Origin of the sequence: Pantoea sp. ANP04, from assembly GCF_041982285.1 — a bacterium.
Taxonomy (GTDB): domain Bacteria; phylum Pseudomonadota; class Gammaproteobacteria; order Enterobacterales; family Enterobacteriaceae; genus Pantoea; species Pantoea eucalypti.
The window spans coordinates 83,568-103,487 of sequence record NZ_JAUTYS010000007.1; the positions used below are offsets into that span (position 1 = coordinate 83,568).

Here is a 19,920-nt window from a genome sequence, read left to right on the forward strand (position 1 = left end):
TTCTCAGGCGGTCAAAGCGACCGCCTGTGTTTTTTGTAGCGAGAGAAAATTTATGAGCCACAGCGATACCATTGTTGCCCAGGCAACACCGCTTGGACGCGGCGGCGTAGGCATTCTGCGCGTCTCTGGCGCCCAGGCGGCAGAGGTTGCCCGCCAGCTACTGGGTAAACTGCCTAAGCCGCGTTACGCCGATTATCTGCCGTTTACCGATAGTGACGGCAGCGTGCTGGATCAGGGCATTGCGCTGTGGTTTCCTGGCCCCAACTCCTTTACCGGCGAAGATGTGCTGGAGCTGCAGGGGCACGGCGGTCCGGTTATTCTTGACCTGCTGCTGAAGCGCATCGTGGCGCTGCCTGGCGTGCGTATTGCCCAGCCGGGTGAGTTTTCTGAGCGGGCGTTTCTGAATGACAAGCTGGATCTGGCGCAGGCCGAAGCGATTGCCGACCTGATTGATGCCAGCTCTGAGCAGGCGGCACGGTCAGCGGTCAACTCGCTGCAGGGCGCGTTCTCCACCCGCATCAATCATCTTGTGGAAGCCCTTACTCATCTGCGGATTTATGTCGAAGCGGCTATCGACTTCCCGGATGAGGAGATCGATTTCCTTTCTGACGGCAGAATCGAAGCGCAGCTGAATACGGTGATCGGCGATCTGGATGCGGTCCGCGCCGAAGCGCGTCAGGGCAGCCTGCTGCGTGAAGGGATGAAAGTGGTGATTGCGGGCCGGCCTAATGCGGGTAAATCGAGCCTGCTGAATGCGCTGGCGGGCCGTGATGCCGCCATCGTTACAGACATTGCGGGCACCACCCGGGACGTACTGCGTGAGCATATTCATATCGATGGCATGCCGCTGCATATCATCGACACCGCCGGTCTGCGTGAGGCCAGCGATGAAGTTGAACGTATCGGGATTGAGCGTGCCTGGCAGGAGATAGAGCAGGCTGATCGCGTGCTGTTTATGGTCGATGGCACCACCACCGATGCCACCGAAGCAGCGGCTATCTGGCCCGATTTTGTCTCCCGTCTGCCGCCGGAACTGCCGATTACCGTGGTCCGCAACAAAGCAGACGTCACCGGTGAGCCTCCCGGTCTGACAGAAATAAACGGTCATTCACTGATTCGTCTGTCGGCACGTACCAGTGAAGGCGTTGATGAACTGCGTGATCACCTGAAGCAGAGCATGGGATTTGCAGGCAACATGGAAGGCGGCTTCCTGGCACGCCGTCGTCATCTCCAGGCGCTGGAGCTGGCGGCAATGCACTTACAGCAGGGCCGAGCACAGCTGCTCGGTGCCCGGGCGGGTGAGTTACTGGCCGAAGAGCTGCGTGTCGCTCAGCAGGCGCTGAGTGAAATCACCGGCGAGTTCACCTCTGACGATCTGCTGGGTCGTATCTTCTCCAGCTTCTGTATTGGTAAATAGCCTCACTGGCCTGATGGCGATACGCTGTCAGGCCTGATTTCCCGCCTCGCGCTATCTTCTGCTATTCCCGCCTCTGCGTTCATTCTTGCTGATAAGTTATTTTGCGACGGCACCGCGTTGTCGTATAACGGTAGACGCGCCGATCTGACGGCGGCTACAGATTGCGGTGAATGATCCCCGCCTCATCCAGCCGCGTCGGGCCGGGCGCAAATCCACAACGTGAACACCCTTGGGCGAAGCTTTTCGCCTGTAACAGGAGAGTTACATGAGTACACCGCTCGACACTGCCGCACTGGACACGCTGTTTAATGACGCCCGCACTCACAGTTACTGGCAGGATAAGCCTGTCGATAACGCCCTGCTGGAACAGCTCTATGCCTTAACGGCACTGGGCCCGACCTCGGCGAACTGCTCGCCAGCGCGTTTTGTTTTCGTAACGTCTGCGGAAGGCAAAGAGAAGCTGAAACCGGCACTCTCTTCCGGCAATCTGGACAAAACCATGAGCGCGCCGGTCACGGTGATAGTGGCCTGGGATCGCGAGTTCTATGAACAACTGCCCGCGCTGTTCCCGCATGCGGATGCGCGTAGCTGGTTTACCGGCAGCCCGGAAGCGGCGAAAGAGACGGCTTTCCGTAACAGCAGCCTGCAGGCAGGTTATCTGATTCTGGCGGCTCGCTCGCTGGGTCTGGATGCCGGTCCGATGTCCGGTTTTGATCCGGCCAAAGTCAATGACGCCTTTTTCCCGGACGGTCAGTATCAGGTTAACCTGCTGATCAACCTCGGATATGGTGACGCATCAAAACTGCATCCGCGTCTGCCGCGACTGAGCTTTGATCAGGCGAGCCGCTTCGCCTGATGCTCTCCGCGTCGCGATTCAGTTCGCGACGCGGAGCACCGCATTAACGGCGCAGCATTTTCTGCAGGCGCTTTTGCTGCCAGCGCTGCGTCAGCCCATGAAACACAAAGGTCCGCATCGTCCGGACAATCAGCAGCGCTCCCCAGATTGCCGCAACCCAGAGCGACCAGTGATCATCCGGCGCCGTCACATGATTCAGGACGAACAGCAGTCCGCAAACCACCACCGCAGTAATCAGTGAACGGTAAAAGCGTGCTTCATCGGCGATCCTGCTGCGCGCATCAGTAATCCGCTGATCCAGTGCCTGATCCTCGCCGTTCTGCGGACCGGTCAGATCAGCAACGTTCACCTCAAAGACGGCAGCCAGCGCACTCAGGGTTTCCAGTCCCGGCCGCTCACCATTTTCAATACGCTGCACGGTGCGGGTGCTCAGTCCCGCCATTTCCGCCAGCTGTTCCTGTGACCACGCCCGTACCAGGCGATGTTCTTTAAATCTGTTGATGCTGCTCATTCTTATTCTCCGAAGTAACAGACAGGAAGGAAAAGTGTGCGGCGGAACGTCCGGCAGTAACACGATCCTGACCCGACAGCAGCCTGACACCCGCATGACAGCAGTGTCGCAGCTACGCTGGCTGCCCGCGGGATGGCTAACCAGGCACGCGCATCAAACCCGGTTCTGCTAAGGGTGTCCCCTGATGAAACACCATTCGCCAGTTCTGACCCTCGCGACGCCGCTCATCCTATTCTGAATTTAAACTAATGTTCGCGTTGACGGATGCAATGTGTTAAGAAAATTCCTACAATGCTTCTGATGATTATCTGACCATTTTCACGGAGCGACAGATGGCTGGTCATTTTGTACGCTGGACGGGCGACCCCGGCTTCCCGGCGAAAGATATGTGTATTCCCCAGGCGATTACCGACACGGCACAGCAGTTTGCTGACAAACGCCGTGGGCGATTTCTTGCCGCACGAACCCTGCTCGCACAGCTTATGCTGCGGGTTTATGGCATTCAGACACTGCCGCGCCTGATTATCCAGAGCAATGGACGTCCGGTGTTTGCTGACAGCGAACTGCCCGATTTCAGTATCGCCTATGCGGGAAATACGGTGGGCGTCCTGTTGGCCGAAGAAGGAGGACGTGCCGGTCTGGATATGGAGATCGTCCATGCGCGGAGCCGTCAGACGCAGGACCAGTTGATTCAGGGATTCACCTCGGGCGAGATCGCCTGGATTAATGCCCAGCAGGATGCCATGGAAGCGGTGACGCAGATCTGGACGTTACGGCAAAGCATTCTCAAGCTGACGGGAGAGGGCGATCGGGGACTGGATTCGCTGCGGCTGTTGCCGGGAGCGGGTCGGCTGCGATCGTCACTTTATCCTGATATCCAGGTGGTGTGCGATGCGGAGCCTGTGCTGGTCTGGTCGTGCGCGCTGTCGTCTGCGACCCAGCGTCTGCACCTGTGGGAGATGGATAGCGACTTTCAGTGGCGCGCATTACGCGAAATCGAGATGGGTAAGCCCAATATCGGGCCTCTTGCCCTGCGGCTGACCAGCCTGCCCAGCGAGCGCAGCCTGCATCCTGAAATGTAAAAAGCCGCAACCCGAAGGTTGCGGCCCTGAATGTGCTTAGTGCCCGTCCACAAAAACAATCTTCAGAACAAACAGCAGCGCAACAATCACTACGCAGGGGCTGATTTCACGCCAGCGTCCGGTGCCGAGCTTCATTACGCAGTAAGCGATAAACCCCAGCGCAATGCCTTCGGTGATGGAAAAGCTGAAGGGCATCATGGCAGCGGTCACAAAGGCCGGAACGGCCTCGGTCAGATCATCCCAGCGCACGCGCGACAGGCTGGCGGTCATTAACACGCCTACGTAAATCAGCGCGCCCGCCGCAGCGTAGGATGGCACCATTGCGGCCAGCGGTGACAGGAAGGTTACCAGCAGAAACAGCAGGCCGGTCACCACGGCCATCAGCCCGGTACGACCCCCAATCGCCACGCCCGACGTGCTCTCGATATAGGCGGTCACGGATGAGGTGCCCGCCAGCGCGCCACTCACCGAACTAATGCTGTCGACATAAAGCGCCTGCTGCATGCGCGGGAAGGTGCCGGTTTCATCGGTCAGTCCCGCTTTATCGGTAACGCCGATCAGTGTGCCGGAGGAGTCGAACAGATTGACCAGCATAAAGGAGAAGATCACCCCCGCCATGCCAATGTTGAATGCGCCTTTAATATCGACCTGACCGACTACAGACGTTATCGATGGGGGTGCTGAAAACAGGCCGACAAACTTCACGTCGCCCAGCATCCAGCCGATGCCGGTGGTGATCACCATTGAGATCAACACCGCTGCGTGGATATTGCGTGATGCCAGAATGGCGATAATAAAGAAGCCGAGTGCGCCCAGCAGGACGCTGTGCGAGGTCAGATTCCCTACCGCCACCAGGGTATCGGGATTTGGTACGATAATGCCGGCATTTTTCAGCCCCATCATCGCGATAAACAGGCCGATACCGGCGGTGATGCCAACGCGCAGGCTCAGCGGGATATTGGCAATCATCCAGTAGCGCACCCGCAGCAGCGTCAGGATCAGCAGGCCAACCGCGCCCCAGAAAATCGCGCCCATACCGACCTGCCACGAATAGCCCATCGCCCCGACCACTACAAAGGCGAAGAAGGCATTCAGCCCCATTGCGGGTGCCAGCGCCACCGGCAGATTAGCAAACAGTCCCATCAGAATGCTGCCGAAGGCGGCGATCAGACAGGTGGTCACAAACACCGCCTGGGTATCCATGCCGGCGACGCCGAGGATCTGCGGATTGACGAAGACGATATAGACCATCGTCAGAAAAGTGGTGATACCCGCGATCACTTCGGTGCGCACCGTGGTGCCATGTTCCTGCAGCCTGAAGATGCGCTGCAAAACGCCTTGCTTGCTCATGCCATCCATCCAGAAGAAAAAATCATCGGCGCGTATCCTGGCGATTTTACCGGGGCAATACAATGATTTTTCGCAACCGATTGCCAGTCTCGCAATCTGCGCTGAGTGCGGTAGAGTGTGGAATACACCCCGAATCGAAGGATAGAGTCTGATGTCAGTAGAATGCGTCTTTTTTGATTGCGATGGCACGCTGGTCGACAGTGAGTTGCTCTGTACCCAGGCCTACGTTAACACCTTTGCCCGTTACGGCCTGGCGCTGTCGCTGCAGCAGATGTTTGAAAAGTATAAAGGCGTCAAACTCTACGACATCATTCGTGACGTGGGCGATGCGCATCAGGTAACGCTGCCGATGGAAGAGGTGGAAACAGCTTATCGCGCGGAAGTGGCAAGACTGTTTGATCTGCAACTGCAGCCCATCCCAGGCGCGAAAGCGCTGGTTGAGCAGATAAAAGTGCCGATGTGCGTAGTCTCAAACGGAACCGTAAAAAAGATGCAGCACTCGCTGGGCTTAACCGGCATGCTGCCGCTTTTCGAGGAGCACCTCTACAGCGGCTATGACATTCTGCACTGGAAGCCCGATCCGGAACTGATGTACCACGCTGCAGAACAGATGCAGGTGCCGATTGAGCGCTGCATTCTGGTGGATGACTCCGAAGCGGGCGCCCGCGCCGGTATCGCCGCTGGCATTCCTGTCTACTACTACTGCGCTGACCCACACAACCCTGAACTGGACCACCCGCTGGTGACCCGCTTCGACGATATGGCGCAACTGCCTGCGTTGTGGCGCGCCCGTGGCTGGGATCTGGCGTAGCGCTGGCCAGAATATGACTCGTACCGTCTGGTTTTTAACCCTGCCTGGCGTGATGGCGCTGGATCTGACCGGCCCGGCTGAGACGCTGCAGCTGGCGGGCGATCGCTTTTCGCTGCGCTATATTGGTCCGCAGCCGGAGGTGGTCTGCTCCACCGGCATGACCATTGGCGGCATTGAACCCTTACCGGAACAGTTGCCAGCAGGGAGCCTTCTGGTGGTGCCGGGCGTCTATGATTCGCAAATCTGTTATGCCACACCTCAGGCCGCAGAAGCACGCGACTGGCTGAGGCGCCAGAACGGCGCGCTGTGCGCGCAGACCTTTATGCTGGTCTGCGTCTGTTCGGGTGCGCTGCTGGCGGCGCAGGCGGGCATGCTCGATGACGTACTCTGCACCACTCATCATGATGTGATTGCCCGGCTGAAAGCGGCGGCTCCACGTGCACGTGTGCAGGAGAATCGGGTGTTTGTCGGGCATGAGAATATCTGGACCAGCGCGGGCATCACGGCCGGGATCGACCTGGCACTGCATCTGATCGCTCAGCTCTGTGATACCCCCACCGCGCTGGCGGTGGCGCGGGAAATGGTGGTCTGGTTTCGCCGCGCTGGTGACGACCCACAGCTTTCACCCTGGCTGCGTTATCGCAACCACATGCATCCGGCCATTCACCGCGCGCAGGATCTGATGATTGCCCATCCAGAGCATGGCTGGACGCTGACCGAACTGGCCGGACGCACCCACGTCAGCAGCCGCCATCTGGCGCGTCTGTTTCGTCAGCATCTGGGGATCAGCGTGCGGGAATACCATGAGCAGCTGCGGGTTGGCGTGGCGCGCCAGCGTCAGCAGCAGGGTGAGTCTGCCGAAAAAGCGGCGCTGGCGGCGGGGTTTTCATCGGCGCGCCAGCTACGACGCGCCCGCCAGCGTGAAGCCGATCAGCTGACGAAATGACGGGTATCGACGCGTTTCAGTGCCATTCCCAGCAGCAGGCTGCCGCCCAGCGTCAGCCCAAACACCCAGGGCAGGTCGAGCCAGGGACGCGACATATCATCGTAGTGATGCGTGCGCAGATAGTGAATGAAGAGCGCGTGAAAGCCGTAGATTGGCAGTGAATAACGGGCAATCAGCGTTAAACCGGGAAGAGTGCGCTGGTTCAGGCTGTTTTTAAACACGATCAGCAGGCTGATGGCGGCGATAAACACCAGCGGTCCGCAGTAAAGATACCAGGTATCGTTAAACGCGCCGTTGACGATCAGCGCCTTTTTCGTCCCCAGCGTAATACCAATCACACAGGCGATAAACAGTCCGGTAGCCAGCGGCGTCAGGCCGCGCCGGGTCGTATCCATGGTGCCAATCGCCCGTCCCAGTAGTGCATAGAGCAGGTAGTAAATGCTGTCACCGCTGACATAGAGGTTAACCGGCAGGAAATGAAACGGGCCCAGCGACTGACTGACCGTATTGGGGTTGGCCAGCACCGCCAGCACCAGCACCAGTAGCGCCACATAACGCGCCTGCACATTTTTTACCTGAATCAGCGGCGACATCAGATAGATGCCAATTAGCGCAAAGAAGAACCACAGGTGATAGAACACCGGCTTCTGCAGCATCTTCAGGATCGACCGTCCTTCGCTGATCGGCGTCAGCCAGGTGATATAGGCCAGCGAAACCGCGCTGTAGAACAGCAGACAGAGCACCAGCCTGACCATGTGGCGCGGCTGGGCGCTGCGTTCGCCGAAAAACAGATAGCCGGAGATCATAAAGAACAGCGGAACGCAGACGCGTGATGCCGAGTTCAGCAGATTTGCCACATCCCAGGTGGTGCCCGTCACCGCCATCGGCCCGGTGATATACCAGGTGGTGGTGTGAATCACGATCACCATCAGGCAGGCGACCGCGCGTAAATTGTCTATCCAGTAAATCTTCTGCGGCATGGCGTCCTCTTGCGCATCGCTCCGTGCGCCAAAGGGTAGTCAAATGCGACCAGAGCAACAACTGCTGCCAACAGGATTCAGAGGCATCTGTATGCCAGCGCCCTGAATCACTGCGAAAACGTGCCGGTTGCGCCTGGGATTTACGGCTGCACATCGCGCGGTCAAAGGGTATACTGTCGGCCTCTTTTTTAATCTAACCGAAGCGCGTGCACACTCAACATGCAAAAGTTTGATACCAAAACCTTTCAGGGGCTGATCCTGACCTTGCAGGATTACTGGGCGCGTCAGGGCTGCACCATTGTCCAACCGCTGGACATGGAAGTGGGCGCTGGCACTTCACACCCGATGACCTGCCTGCGCGCACTCGGCCCGGAGCCGATCGCCGCCGCCTACGTGCAGCCATCACGCCGTCCAACCGATGGTCGCTACGGTGAAAACCCGAACCGTCTGCAGCACTATTACCAGTTCCAGGTGATCATCAAACCGTCACCGGACAACATTCAGGAGCTCTATCTCGGCTCGCTGAAAGAGCTGGGTATGGATCCGACGGTGCATGACATTCGCTTCGTGGAAGATAACTGGGAAAACCCGACGCTGGGTGCCTGGGGACTCGGCTGGGAAGTGTGGCTCAACGGCATGGAAGTGACGCAGTTCACCTACTTCCAGCAGGTTGGCGGCCTGGAGTGTAAGCCGGTGACCGGCGAGATTACCTACGGCCTGGAGCGTCTGGCGATGTATATCCAGGGCGTCGACAGCGTTTACGATCTGGTCTGGAGCGACGGCCCGCTGGGCAAAACCACCTACGGCGATGTGTTCCATCAGAACGAAGTGGAGCAATCCACCTATAACTTCGAATACGCCGACGTCGATTTCCTCTTTACCTGCTTCGAGCAGTACGAGAAAGAGGCGCAGCATCTGCTGGCGCTGGAAAAACCGCTACCACTGCCCGCCTATGAACGCATTCTGAAAGCGGCACACAGCTTCAACCTGCTGGATGCCCGCAAAGCGATCTCGGTAACAGAGCGTCAGCGCTATATTCTGCGCATTCGTACCCTGACCAAAGCCGTGGCTGAAGCTTACTACGCCTCTCGCGAGGCAATGGGCTTCCCGATGTGCAATAACAAAAAGTAAGAGGCAGCCATGACTGAACAAACCTTCCTGGTGGAGATCGGCACCGAAGAGCTGCCACCAAAAGCCCTGCGCAGCCTGGCAGAAGCCTTTGCCGCGCAGGTCACCGCTGAACTGGATGCCGCCAACCTGAGCCACGGCGAGGTCAGCTGGTTTGCTGCACCGCGTCGTCTGGCACTGAAAGTGGCAAACCTGAGCGCCTCACAACCCGATCGGGAAGTGGAGAAGCGCGGTCCAGCTGTTTCCGCAGCGTTTGATGCTGATGGCAACGCCACCAAAGCCGCCGAAGGCTGGGCGCGTGGTAACGGCATTACTGTCGATCAGGCTGAACGCCTTGCCACCGATAAAGGCGAATGGCTGGTTTACCGCGCTCAGGTCAAAGGCGAAGCCGCTCAGGCGCTGCTCCCTGCGATGATTGCGACCGCACTCAGCAAGCTGCCAGTGCCAAAACTGATGCGCTGGGGCGACAGCGATGTGCAATTCGTTCGTCCGGTTCACACTGTGACGATGCTGCTGGGCGATGAACTGATCCCTGGCACCATTCTGGGCATTAAGTCAGACCGGGTTATTCGTGGTCACCGCTTTATGGGTGAAAGCGAAATCACGCTCGACAACGCCGATCAGTACCCTGATGTGCTGGAAAAACGCGGCCAGGTCATTGCAGACTATCAGGTTCGCAAAGCGATGATTAAAGCCGATGCAGAAGCAGCCGCACGTCGCTTAGGCGGCAACGCCGATATCAGCGACAGCCTGCTGGAAGAGGTGACCTCGCTGGTGGAGTGGCCGGTGGTCCTGACCGCGACCTTTGAAGAGAAATTCCTCAAGGTGCCTGCGGAAGCGCTGGTCTACACCATGAAAGGCGATCAGAAATATTTCCCGGTGTATGACAATGACGGCAATCTGATGCCGAACTTCATTTTCGTCACCAACATCGAGTCCAGCGAACCACGCCAGATCATCTCCGGCAACGAAAAAGTGGTACGTCCACGCCTGGCCGATGCGGAGTTCTTCTTTAACACCGACCGCAAAAAGCGTCTGGAAGATCATCTGCCGCGTCTGGAAACCGTCCTGTTCCAGAAAGAGCTGGGCACACTGCGCGATAAAACCGACCGCATTCAGGCTCTGGCGGGCTGGATTGCCGGTGAAATTGGCGCCGATGTGAATCACGCCACCCGCGCAGGCCTGCTGTCGAAGTGTGACCTGATGACCAACATGGTCTTTGAGTTCACCGACACGCAGGGCGTGATGGGCATGCACTATGCGCGTCACGACGGCGAAGCAGAAGATGTGGCGGTCGCGCTGAACGAGCAGTACCAGCCGCGCTTTGCCGGTGATGATCTGCCGTCAAGCCCGGTTGCCTGTGCGCTGGCGATTGCTGACAAAATGGATACGCTGGCCGGTATTTTTGGCATCGGTCAGCATCCAAAAGGCGACAAGGATCCGTTCGCACTGCGTCGTGCGGCGCTGGGCGTGCTGCGTATCATCGTTGAGAAGAATCTGCCGCTCGATCTGCAAACGCTGACTGACGAAGCGGTGCGTCTGTATGGCAGCAAGCTGAGCAACACCCGCGTGGTCGATGATGTGATCGACTTTATGCTGGGTCGCTTCCGCACCTGGTATCAGGAAGAGGGTCACAGCATCGACACGCTGCAGGCCGTTCTGGCGCGTCGTCCGACCCGTCCGGCTGACTTTGATGCACGCATGAAAGCGGTGTCGCACTTCCGTACGCTGGAAGCAGCCTCAGCACTGGCGGCGGCGAACAAGCGCGTCTCTAACATTCTGGCGAAATCGACCGAAACGCTGAATGAGAGCGTGCAGGCGTCGCTGCTGAAAGAGAACGAAGAGATCCAGCTGGCGACCTTTGTCACCGCGCTGAGCAGCAAGCTGCAGCCTTACTTCGCGGAAGGTCGTTATCAGGATGCGCTGGTCGAACTGGCTCAGCTGCGTACTGCGGTAGATAACTTCTTCGATAAAGTGATGGTTAACGCCGAAGATCAGGCGGTGCGGGTCAATCGCCTGACGCTGCTGTCAAAACTGCGTGAGCTGTTCCTGCAGGTCGCGGATATCTCGCTGCTGCAGTAATGTGATTAGCGGTGCGGAAAAGGGACGAGCAATCGTCCCTTTTTTTTATGGAATGTTTTGGGCCGGGATAGCCTGAGTATACGTATGCTTTTTCGTAAATCCGGGGGTTAAGCGTGACGACCTGAGCGAAGAGCAGCGGCAGACGATCAGCGCTCTGGGGACGCTGGCGGCGGGACTTGCGGGTGGAGTCGTGGGTGACAGTACGGCGGATGTTGTGGCGGGTGCTCAGGCGGGGGAAAATGCGATTGAGAATAACTCGCTCAATGATGGCTGGAACAGCATGTTGTCATCAGGAACAAATGATTACGGACTGACCGTAGGCTCGTGGAATCAGTATGGCAAGGACAATAATCTGACACCAGAAAAAATTCAGGAAGGGATGAATCATATTGCTATTGGTGAAGGGCCTTCCTGGGGGACTGAATATAAGGTTAAACCTAATGGAAAAGTTGAAGTTTCAGGTGGCGTGGGACTTGCTTTGAAAAGAGGATCTGAGATTAATAATGATTACTTCTCTATTTCTACAGGATACACTAAAGAATTTGGTATTAAGGCTGGAGCTTCAATCGGTATTGACTTTGGTCCATATTTCCCGGGATTGTTTGGAGACTTAAATCGTGATTATTCAACTAGCGTCGGTTTTGGTCCCGGTTCTGTAGGAAATGTCTGGCGGGAAAGATGGCATTGGTATTTCGTTTTCTCTGGACTGGGAATTGGTTTTACAGGTTCTGCTATTGATTCCTATGATAAAAAAATAGATATGAACGGTGACTCCACTAAGGAAATATACCGCTATGATTTCGAATGATATTATTTTCAATGTTTCATCCTTTATGTTGTTATGTTTTTTATTGTTATGGGGTGGTTGTTTTTTTATTTTTGTTTATAAAAATCTTGGTGGCGCTAAGGTAGGTAAGGACTCCATGCTTTATTTCAATTATATGTTTTTTAAACGGGATGCTTTATCAAACTGTGCATTGGTTTTTCTTGTTCTTGGATATATGTCTGCAGCGATAGCGGAGTATCGAAGGGGGGCGGATGAATTATTGTTAATGTCTAATTTTTCCGGAGGACTTGCATTTTTTCTTTTTGCATTGTACGGGAAGTATCTCCACCAAGGATTTACTGATGATAAAAGCCCCTTTTATTTCATAAAGGTTTTTTTGACAAAAACAGATCTATCCTTTGGCTCGATTTTTCTCTGGCTATCAAGACTGGCTTATACAGCATGGTTAATTGTAGTTCTTTGCAATTAAAAAGTAATCTTGCATTACACTATATTGCTGCCGGAAAAAGGTCGCAGAGCAGTTGCTGGAAATCGGGGTAAAAGCAGGGCCTGCCGGACTGGCCATTAAAGATGTAGCTGATAAAATGCCCTCCAATGACTGGAGCGTCTTGTCACCCTGTAGATAATGGATAACGATGAGATTATTGGGAAGTATCTGAGTTCGTTGCAGGATTAGTATGCCCATTTAAATACTGGTGGTGCTCAACTTGCAGGCACAGAAAACATTGGCAAACTGGTAAATCCAGTTCAGGATGAAAATAAAGGGACGTCGTTAGTTACGCCAGCTAGATCTGGTGAGCAAGTAGCAAGCCATACGGAGAATATTGAAGGCGCGCTGAATACAGATGGAAGTATTACGGAAACACCGATTGCGGAGCAGAATACGGCTGATCTGGCTTATTTATTTGAAGACAGTAAATATGTTCCTGGCCCTAAAGATGCTATAGGCGGCTGGAGAACACCAATGGATTTAAGTGATTCTAAAGCTCAATATTTCTTTAATAAATCAATTCAATTAGGTGAGCAGCGTTAAGTTGGAATGATTTTTTTGCATCTTTCTTTAAATCTGGATAGGTCGGTGGCCTTATCCTGGGTATCAGAATCTGTATAAAAATGTGGTTAAAGAAAAGAAAAAAGCAGAAATTCCCACCTGAATAAACACTCAATCCCGGCCTTTAAATGCCGGGATTTTTTTACCTGCCGATCACTCCTTAGCCAGCCGGATAATCAGTTGGCCCTGTTCGGCGATAATGCTGACTGGCTGGCCTTTGACGAATCCCCACTGCTCCAGCCATCGTCCTTTGATGGTCAGTTGAGGTAATGGATTCGGTCTGCCGCCGTTGGGGCGGTAACCGACGACGCTTTTACGTGCTTGGGGTACAGCGGGTTCTGACGTAGAATCTCTTCCAGCCATAATTAACTCCGATTCAGTTAGTTGTGGTCAGCGGGCTGTTGGTGTTCCACCACCTTCAGTCCGCGCTAAAAATCTCTCGTTACGTTCTTCCTTTACTGTTTTCTTCTGTTCACATATATATCGTCTGCTTCGTAAGTCTGCTGAACGCTAAGTAATAGATTGCGAGGCGTCTCTGGCAAACGAATTGTTTTTCACTTTGCCATTTCGTTTACATCTTCTTCTCAATATTCTTTTCAGCAACTGCAATCAGCCGCTTATTCATAATAGCGTGGTGATTTTCGGCATCACTATTGTCGGCATCACTATAAGAGTGGAATGGGGATGACAGAGAAAGGGATGACAGGCATGATGACAACACAAATGACACCACACGAGAGTCCGGCCATGAGCACTATCCACTTCAGAATCGATGACGACGTTAAACGACTCGCCATGCGGGCAGCCGAGCGCCAGAAGAAGACGCTGACTGAGGTTATGCGTCAGCGAGCGGAAGAGCTGGCTGCTGAAGAGCGGCAATATCAGGAGGGTAAACATGATGCATGGCTGGAAGAGCAAATAACGGCGGCGTTCAGTCGTTATGATGCCGGTGAAAGTGAGTTCATCAGTAACGATGAAATGAATGCCCGCATGGAAGAGCTGAAAGCGCAGGCCGCGCGGGGAACATTGTGATATCAGCCGTTCAATGGGAAAAACAGGCGCAGGCGGACAGGGAGACGATATTTCGTTATCTGTATCGTGAGGCTGGCGTACGGGTAGCCAGTGCAACAGACGTTAAGTTTATCCGTATGGCCAGTCTGCTTAGCGAAAACCCCCTGGCGGGCACGAAAGTCAGCACAGAAAAACAGCGTAAGCTGGCAGTCCCACGCTTTCCCTTTATCATTCTCTATGTGGCTGAAACAGATGGGGTTCGTATTCTGCGTATACTGCATACATCCCGAAAAATAACAGGCCGCTATCAAAGATAGTCAGCCAGTTACTTGTGTCTCAGAAAGTCAGATATAAGGACGTCCTCAGAAAGAACGGCGCGCTTCAGAGCTGGATTAGACAATTAGCCCCAAAACCGCATCTTTGAATCCAGCCACCTGCCAGCTACAGCACACATCACGCCGCAGGCGGCGTTGTCCGCGCAAAGCTCTCGCGCTGAAACAGCGTTTCCGCCAGCTTCACCAGCGCCGGTCGTTCGACACACCAGTTTGGCACCACGCGGCGGAAATTGAGATAGCCGATCATGCAGCCGGTGGCGATATCCGCCAGACTGAGCTGGCCGTTGTTCAGCCATTTTCCTTCAGCGGCCACGGCTTCCAGCATGTCGAGGCTGCGCTTAATCTTTTCACGATTACGCAGCAGGACCTCTTCGGACTGCAAATTACCCGGACGCATCTGCTCGCGAACAATCACCAGCGCAGCATCGCTGACGCCATCTGCCAGCTTCTCCAGCTGACGGATGTTGAGCGACTTAAGCGGATCGGCAGGCAGCAGGGCCGGCTCCTCACCGCGCAGTTCCAGAAATTCCGCGATGATGCTGGAGTCGAACCAGATTTGCTTATCGTCAGCGACCAGCGCCGGAACTTTGCCCAGCGGATTGTAGTGCGGCACGTGACTGTCATCGCTGTAAGGCGATGCATTAACGAATTCAAACGTGATGCCTTTTTCCAACAGGATAATCGAAATCTTACGCACAAACGGGCTGGTATAGCTGCCAATCAGTTTCATCAGGTTCTCCGGATTCAGTGACTATTCGCCAGGAAACATAAAAGGATTGAGACTGCTGCGCGCGAAGCCTTCCTGCTCCATTTTTGCATCCAGTATCAGCGACGCCAGGTCATCGGCCACCGGTTCAATGGCCGGATCGTTCTCCTGATAGAGCATCTTCAGATAGGTGCCGCAGTCGCCACAGCTTTCCGCCTTCACGGCTGCTTTCTCGCTGCTGAGCGACCAGTAGTGCAGGTCACGGGACTGTTCGCACTGGGTACATTTGCTGCCCACGACATGCCATTCACTTTCGCACAGATTGCAGTGCAGATAACGCGCGCTTTCATGACTGCCCATATGAACGATGCTGGCGACCGGCATACTGGCGCAGACCGGACAGAACTGACGCTGATTCCCCATTTCAGCGTGTGCCTTACCGGGTATCAGGGCTGCCATCTGCGCCCAGTAGAGCGAGAGTGCTGCCCAGATAAAGGGCGCTTTATCGTTGCTCACCTGTGCATACTCGCCGGTAAACAGCGCACCGGCCAGTGTCTCCAGCTCTGTGGCTGAGGCCTTCTCCAGATTCTCCAGCACCGCCAGCGCCTGACCGCTCATCTCCGGCTTCAGCTCAGCAATCAGCGAGTGCAGCAGCCGTTGCCAGTGTGGATCGCGCGGCAGAGTATGGATGTTCAGCGGTGGCTTGCCCTCGCTGGCGCTCTGCGTCAGTCGGGCATGCAGATCGAGATGCAGAGGATGGTCATACAGCACAATTTCCTGCGCTTCAGCGATCACCGCCGCAAAGCGCAGATAATCGCCGAGTGGATTTTTCGCCGCAAGATCGCGCAGTCGCGCGGCACGACGGCTGTATAAATTTTTCAACCGTGGAAAAAGTAACGGCGGAATCATCTCCTCCGTTGTTTTTTCGCCTTTCTCCAGCGGATCCTGCGGGATTATACGAATACTCATCAGGGGCGTTTTTCCTGTTTTATTGGCGAATTACGCCGCTCACGATATCCACAAGGATAATGCTGTCTGGCTCATTAAGAGCATATTCAGCTTTCTACCCTCGCGGCCAGTGTGCCTCTGACCCATAATGCGGCATAAGCGGGCACCATAATCACGATGATCAGCGTCACTGCCGAAACAGAATGCACAATCAGTGCCAGCCGACTCAGCGGAATGACAAAGGCATCTGAAAAGTACGGTCCCCGGATCACAATGCCGCTGGCAGGCGGCAGTACTAAGCTGATGATAGCAGTCCAGAACAGACTCTTCTGACCAAAGTTCTTTTTACGGGTGTCTCCTGCCTCTTTATTCACTGTAATCTGATGAATCTCTCTGGCCCGTTAAAGGGTAAGGCGACGGATTGGCATGTGTTTCGGGTTCCCCAAAACATCCGCATTAACACCCCAGTGATTTGCAGATTTCCCCGGCGTTAACACATGAAAAAGACCTTTTCTCATGGGGCCGCCAGCAGGCAGGGCGACAGTTATTTTCACTGAAGAAACCGCATCAATTGCCTCGCTGTTTATTTGCGCTCTCGGGGGCTAAAAGGCAGAATCAGAGCGCGTCTATGCTCTGCATTACCGGGCACCGAATGAGATCATCTCTTAACAACAGGTTATATTTTTGAAAGCTATCCAGCCTGATTCAGGCGAAGATTTAACAATTCAAACCGGCGTTAGCAGGACGCAGGTGTGGCAGCGCGCCAGTCTGACCGATGCACAGGATGACTGGCTGGCAGACGAAGTTCCGGTGGCGCTGGTCTATAACGGTATATCACACGTGGTGATGATGACCACGCCCAAAGACCTGGAGGCTTTTGCGCTGGGCTTTTCGCTATCAGAGGGCATTATCGACGCACCTGGCGACATTTTCGGCATGGATATTGTGCCGGGCTGTCACGGTATTGAGGTGCAGATTGAGCTGTCCAGCCGCCGCTTTATGGCGCTGAAAGAACAGCGTCGCGCGCTGGCAGGCCGGACCGGCTGCGGCGTGTGCGGTGTTGAACAGCTGGACCAGATTGGCAAGCCGCTCTCTCCGCTGCCGTTTACCCAGACCTTCGCGCTGGACCACCTGGATCGGGCGCTGGGCCAGCTGAAAGATTATCAGCCGGTCGGACAGAAAACGGGCTGCACCCATGCTGCTGCGTGGATCCAGCCTGATGGTCAACTGGCGGGTGGCTGTGAAGATGTGGGGCGCCATGTGGCACTGGATAAGTTGCTGGGTTATCGCAGTCAGGCTGCGTGGGGACCGGGCGCGGTGCTGGTCTCCAGCCGCGCCAGCTATGAAATGGTGCAGAAGTCTGCCATGTGCGGCGTGGAGATCCTGTTTGCGGTCTCGGCGGCGACCCGCCTGGCGGTTGAGGTGGCTGAGCGCTGCAACCTGACGCTGGTTGGATTCAGTAAACCTGGCCGCGCCACAGTCTACAGCCATCCTCAGCGTCTGCGTTAAACCACCATTACCGCTGGCAATGTCTGCTGCAACGCCTCAAGTGCGGCACCGTTGTCGCCGCCACTGTCAGTAATCAGCAGGGAGATCGCCTGCGGCGGCGCGTAAACCGTGCGGCTGACCACGCCGAGTTTGGTGTGATCGGCCAGCAGATAGCAGGCAGCGGATTGCTGCACCATTGCTCTGGCGATAGCCGCTTCGTGCGGGTGAAAACTGCTGCCACCGCACTCTGCGTCAATACCCACGGGCGACAGCAGCGCGACATCGGCTCGGTAGCGGATAATCTCGCCAACGGTGATTTCGCCGCGCGTCTGTTGCGCACCCGCCGACATCGTCCCACCCAGCAAAATAATCTGATTATTCAACGGCTGGTTTTCTTCTCCAGCGCTCAGTGCCAGCGCGGCCTGCAGGCTGTTGGTCACTATCGTCAGGCCGGAAAGGGCGTGTAACTCCTCTGCCAGCAGCGTGGTGGTGCTGCCCGCATCAAGAAACAGCGTCTGTCCGGGCTGCAGCAATTGCGCAGCGGCGCGGGCGATTGCGCGTTTCTCCCGGGTCTGGGTGCTGCGACGTTCCGTGAGCGGCGGTTCAGCCTGGGTTTCAATGGCCACCAGGCCACCGTGGACGCGGCGTGCCAGACCCAGCGCTTCCATCTCAATGATGTCGCGGCGCGCGGTTTCGCGTGATACCCCCAGCTCCCTGATAATGCGCTCGGTACTGACCTGGTTTAGCCGGGTCAGTAAGGCACGGATGCGATGAAGGCGCGTTTCCTGCAGCATAGAGAAATCCTTATAAAGCGCGAAGAGCATGGATGATACGCCAGTGACGCGAAAGATTCTGTCTGGATCAGAGAGCAAGCTTAGCGCGGCGGCTTGACGGCGTCATGTGTATTTTATTGCTTTTGTGTATTTTGTTGCATTTTAGATTCAGGCAGGCATGATACAGGAGTCCGCTCTTCTTCCTTCATCCTTGTAACGGGAGTCAATATGGCCACGCGTTCCACCATTATGGATACCAACAGTTTTCGTGCTGAACATGCCGATGCGCTCGACAGTGACACACGCAAACTGACCGATAAACGCAGCAAAGTGCTTGGCGAATCCTATCGCCTGTTCTATCGAAAACCGGTTCATCTGGTGCGGGGTGAAGGGCAATATCTGTGGGACGCAGCGGGCGATAAATATCTCGACGTTTACAACAACGTGGCGAGCATTGGTCATTGCCATCCGGCCGTGATTGAGGCGGTGACGCAGCAGATGAAAATGCTGAACACCCACACGCGTTACCTGCATGAAAAGATTCTGGATTACAGTGAAGCGCTGCTGGCAACGACACCTGCGGCGATCGATCGCGCGATGTACATGTGCACCGGATCGGAAGCCAACGATCTGGCGATTCGCGTGGCGCGCGCGTTCAGCGGCGGTACCGGAATTATCGTCAGTAAAGAGGCCTATCACGGCACCAGTGAGCTGACCTCCGGCGCGTCTCCGGCACTGGGCAGTGGACAGCCACTGGCACCGACCACGCGGCTGGTGATGCCGCCAGATGCCTACCGTGTGGATGCGCCCGACCTGGGTGACTGGTTCGCAGACCAGATTCAGCAGCAGATTGATGACATGGCGGCGCACGGCATTAAATTTGCCGGTTTCCTGGCGGACTCGATTTTCTCCTCGGACGGCGTTCTGCCCAATCCACGCGGCTTCCTGAAAAAAGCGATTGAGGTGGTGCATGCCAACGGCGGCATTTTTATTGCCGACGAAGTTCAGCCTGGCTTTGGCCGAACTGGCGACGCGTTCTGGGGCTTTGGTCGCCACGATGTGGTGCCTGATGTGATTACCACTGGCAAGCCGATGGGCAATGGCATTCCGGTTTCCGGACTGCTGGCAAAAAGTGATGTGCTGGCAGCCTTCAGCGATTCGATTCCCTACTTCAATACCTTTGGGGGGAATCCGGTCGCGATGGCGGCGGCGCAGGCGGTGCTGAACGTGATTACCGAAGAGGGATTACAGGAACACAGCCGCGTGGTCGGCGCGAAGCTTCTGGCTGAGCTGCGAACCCTGATGGATCGCTATGAGTGTGTGGGGGATGTGCGCGGTGCCGGACTGTTTATCGGCTTTGAACTGGTCACCGATCGTCACAGCAAAACGCCGGACAAAACGCTGGCGCTGGATTTGATTGAGAAGCTTCGTGAACATCGTGTGCTCACCTCGGTCGCCGGTCCGTATGGGAATGTGCTGAAACTGCGTCCACCACTGGCTTTCCAGGAGAGCGATATCGACTGGCTGGTTGGCGCACTCGACAGCGCCCTGCGCGAGCTGGGTCAGTAACGCGCAGAGCAGGGCCGACGCGGCGTTCAGGCGGGAGGCGTGCTGGCTGATAGCCTGGCATCAGCGTGCTGCTCTCCCTGCCTGGCACG

At 55.7% G+C, this 19,920-nt stretch carries 19 protein-coding genes and 3 pseudogenes; 14 read left to right on the forward strand and 8 right to left on the reverse strand.

Annotated features, from left to right (window positions below):
- The first annotated feature begins 52 nt into the window (after positions 1-52).
- On the forward strand, positions 53-1,417 hold the full coding sequence (gene mnmE / locus Q7C21_RS11420; RefSeq protein WP_375150729.1) for a tRNA uridine-5-carboxymethylaminomethyl(34) synthesis GTPase MnmE: 1,365 nt from the start codon (positions 53-55) through the stop codon (positions 1,415-1,417).
- 265 nt (positions 1,418-1,682) lie between these two features.
- Positions 1,683-2,273, forward strand: coding sequence for a malonic semialdehyde reductase (locus tag Q7C21_RS11425; RefSeq protein WP_003849667.1), 591 nt, complete (start codon positions 1,683-1,685; stop codon positions 2,271-2,273).
- A gap of 43 nt (positions 2,274-2,316) precedes the next feature.
- Here the strand turns inward: Q7C21_RS11425 and Q7C21_RS11430 are convergent, their stop codons facing one another.
- Positions 2,317-2,784 (reverse strand): 2TM domain-containing protein, encoded by a 468-nt coding sequence (locus Q7C21_RS11430; protein WP_375150730.1) that lies wholly within the window; start codon positions 2,782-2,784, stop codon positions 2,317-2,319.
- A 332-nt stretch (positions 2,785-3,116) separates the two neighbouring features.
- On the opposite strand from Q7C21_RS11430, the gene Q7C21_RS11435 reads away from it, so the two are divergent.
- Positions 3,117-3,866: a 4'-phosphopantetheinyl transferase family protein gene (locus Q7C21_RS11435; RefSeq protein WP_375150731.1), complete on the forward strand. Its 750-nt coding sequence runs from the start codon at positions 3,117-3,119 to the stop codon at positions 3,864-3,866.
- 36 nt (positions 3,867-3,902) lie between these two features.
- On the opposite strand, the gene Q7C21_RS11440 is transcribed toward Q7C21_RS11435, so the two are convergent.
- On the reverse strand, positions 3,903-5,216 hold the full coding sequence (locus Q7C21_RS11440) for an NCS2 family permease (RefSeq protein WP_008926398.1): 1,314 nt from the start codon (positions 5,214-5,216) through the stop codon (positions 3,903-3,905).
- 151 nt (positions 5,217-5,367) lie between these two features.
- Here Q7C21_RS11440 and yieH point away from each other — a divergent pair, with 151 nt between their 5' ends.
- Both yieH and Q7C21_RS11450 read left to right on the forward strand, forming a co-directional pair.
- Complete coding sequence (yieH, locus tag Q7C21_RS11445) at positions 5,368-6,027, forward strand: 6-phosphogluconate phosphatase (RefSeq protein ID WP_039658648.1); 660 nt, start codon at positions 5,368-5,370, stop codon at positions 6,025-6,027.
- Positions 6,028-6,040: 13 nt separating this feature from the next.
- Positions 6,041-6,973, forward strand: a complete 933-nt coding sequence (locus Q7C21_RS11450; RefSeq protein WP_375150732.1) for a GlxA family transcriptional regulator — start codon at positions 6,041-6,043, stop codon at positions 6,971-6,973.
- On the opposite strand, the gene Q7C21_RS11455 is transcribed toward Q7C21_RS11450, so the two are convergent.
- Positions 6,958-7,953 carry an acyltransferase gene (locus tag Q7C21_RS11455; protein ID WP_003849679.1) on the reverse strand — a complete coding sequence of 332 codons (996 nt, stop codon included), beginning with the start codon at positions 7,951-7,953 and terminating at the stop codon, positions 6,958-6,960. The two genes, Q7C21_RS11450 and Q7C21_RS11455, sit on opposite strands and share 16 nt — an antisense overlap.
- A 219-nt stretch (positions 7,954-8,172) precedes the next feature.
- On the opposite strand from Q7C21_RS11455, the gene glyQ reads away from it, so the two are divergent.
- The 5 genes and pseudogenes from glyQ to Q7C21_RS11480 all read left to right on the forward strand — a co-directional run bounded on the left by glyQ (position 8,173) and on the right by Q7C21_RS11480 (position 12,419).
- Complete coding sequence (glyQ, locus tag Q7C21_RS11460) at positions 8,173-9,084, forward strand: glycine--tRNA ligase subunit alpha (RefSeq protein ID WP_003849680.1); 912 nt, start codon at positions 8,173-8,175, stop codon at positions 9,082-9,084.
- Positions 9,085-9,093: 9 nt separating this feature from the next.
- Positions 9,094-11,163, forward strand: a complete 2,070-nt coding sequence (gene glyS / locus Q7C21_RS11465; RefSeq protein WP_375150733.1) for a glycine--tRNA ligase subunit beta — start codon at positions 9,094-9,096, stop codon at positions 11,161-11,163.
- Between the two features lie 100 nt (positions 11,164-11,263).
- Positions 11,264-11,602: pseudogene (locus Q7C21_RS11470) on the forward strand (VENN motif pre-toxin domain-containing protein); the annotation flags it as partial.
- Positions 11,603-11,626: 24 nt separating this feature from the next.
- Positions 11,627-11,971, forward strand: a pseudogene (locus Q7C21_RS11475) (polymorphic toxin type 25 domain-containing protein); the annotation flags it as partial.
- Positions 11,958-12,419, forward strand: a complete 462-nt coding sequence (locus tag Q7C21_RS11480) for a hypothetical protein (protein ID WP_033761724.1) — start codon at positions 11,958-11,960, stop codon at positions 12,417-12,419. The pseudogene Q7C21_RS11475 and the gene Q7C21_RS11480, both read left to right, overlap by 14 nt.
- A gap of 735 nt (positions 12,420-13,154) precedes the next feature.
- Here the strand turns inward: Q7C21_RS11480 and Q7C21_RS11485 are convergent.
- Positions 13,155-13,364 (reverse strand): SymE family type I addiction module toxin, encoded by a 210-nt coding sequence (locus Q7C21_RS11485; RefSeq protein ID WP_003849685.1) that lies wholly within the window; start codon positions 13,362-13,364, stop codon positions 13,155-13,157.
- A 384-nt stretch (positions 13,365-13,748) separates the two neighbouring features.
- Here Q7C21_RS11485 and Q7C21_RS11490 point away from each other — a divergent pair, with 384 nt between their 5' ends.
- Entirely contained in the window at positions 13,749-14,033 is a 285-nt protein-coding gene (locus Q7C21_RS11490) for a damage-inducible protein J (protein ID WP_033743358.1), read from the forward strand.
- Positions 14,030-14,329, forward strand: coding sequence for a type II toxin-antitoxin system RelE/ParE family toxin (locus Q7C21_RS11495; RefSeq protein ID WP_003849691.1), 300 nt, complete (start codon positions 14,030-14,032; stop codon positions 14,327-14,329). The genes Q7C21_RS11490 and Q7C21_RS11495 overlap by 4 nt, the downstream gene beginning before the upstream one ends.
- 136 nt (positions 14,330-14,465) lie before the next feature.
- Here Q7C21_RS11495 and Q7C21_RS11500 read toward each other — a convergent pair whose 3' ends face one another.
- From Q7C21_RS11500 to Q7C21_RS11510, 3 genes and pseudogenes are all read right to left on the reverse strand, one after another.
- A complete protein-coding gene (locus tag Q7C21_RS11500) occupies positions 14,466-15,077 on the reverse strand; it encodes a glutathione S-transferase (RefSeq protein WP_003849694.1) in 612 nt (203 codons plus the stop codon).
- 21 nt (positions 15,078-15,098) lie between these two features.
- Positions 15,099-16,022 (reverse strand): formate dehydrogenase accessory protein FdhE, encoded by a 924-nt coding sequence (gene fdhE / locus Q7C21_RS11505; protein ID WP_003849696.1) that lies wholly within the window; start codon positions 16,020-16,022, stop codon positions 15,099-15,101.
- Positions 16,022-16,399, reverse strand: a pseudogene (locus Q7C21_RS11510) (formate dehydrogenase cytochrome b556 subunit); the annotation flags it as partial. The pseudogene Q7C21_RS11510 and the gene fdhE, both read right to left, overlap by 1 nt.
- A 286-nt stretch (positions 16,400-16,685) precedes the next feature.
- Here Q7C21_RS11510 and fdhD point away from each other — a divergent pair.
- Positions 16,686-17,510, forward strand: coding sequence for a formate dehydrogenase accessory sulfurtransferase FdhD (gene fdhD / locus Q7C21_RS11515; protein WP_039658642.1), 825 nt, complete (start codon positions 16,686-16,688; stop codon positions 17,508-17,510).
- On the opposite strand, the gene Q7C21_RS11520 is transcribed toward fdhD, so the two are convergent.
- Positions 17,507-18,283 (reverse strand): DeoR/GlpR family DNA-binding transcription regulator, encoded by a 777-nt coding sequence (locus Q7C21_RS11520; RefSeq protein ID WP_003849703.1) that lies wholly within the window; start codon positions 18,281-18,283, stop codon positions 17,507-17,509. The genes fdhD and Q7C21_RS11520 overlap by 4 nt on opposite strands.
- Positions 18,284-18,490: 207 nt before the next feature.
- On the opposite strand from Q7C21_RS11520, the gene Q7C21_RS11525 reads away from it, so the two are divergent.
- Complete coding sequence (locus Q7C21_RS11525) at positions 18,491-19,831, forward strand: aspartate aminotransferase family protein (protein WP_003849706.1); 1,341 nt, start codon at positions 18,491-18,493, stop codon at positions 19,829-19,831.
- Positions 19,832-19,920: the final 89 nt, after the last annotated feature.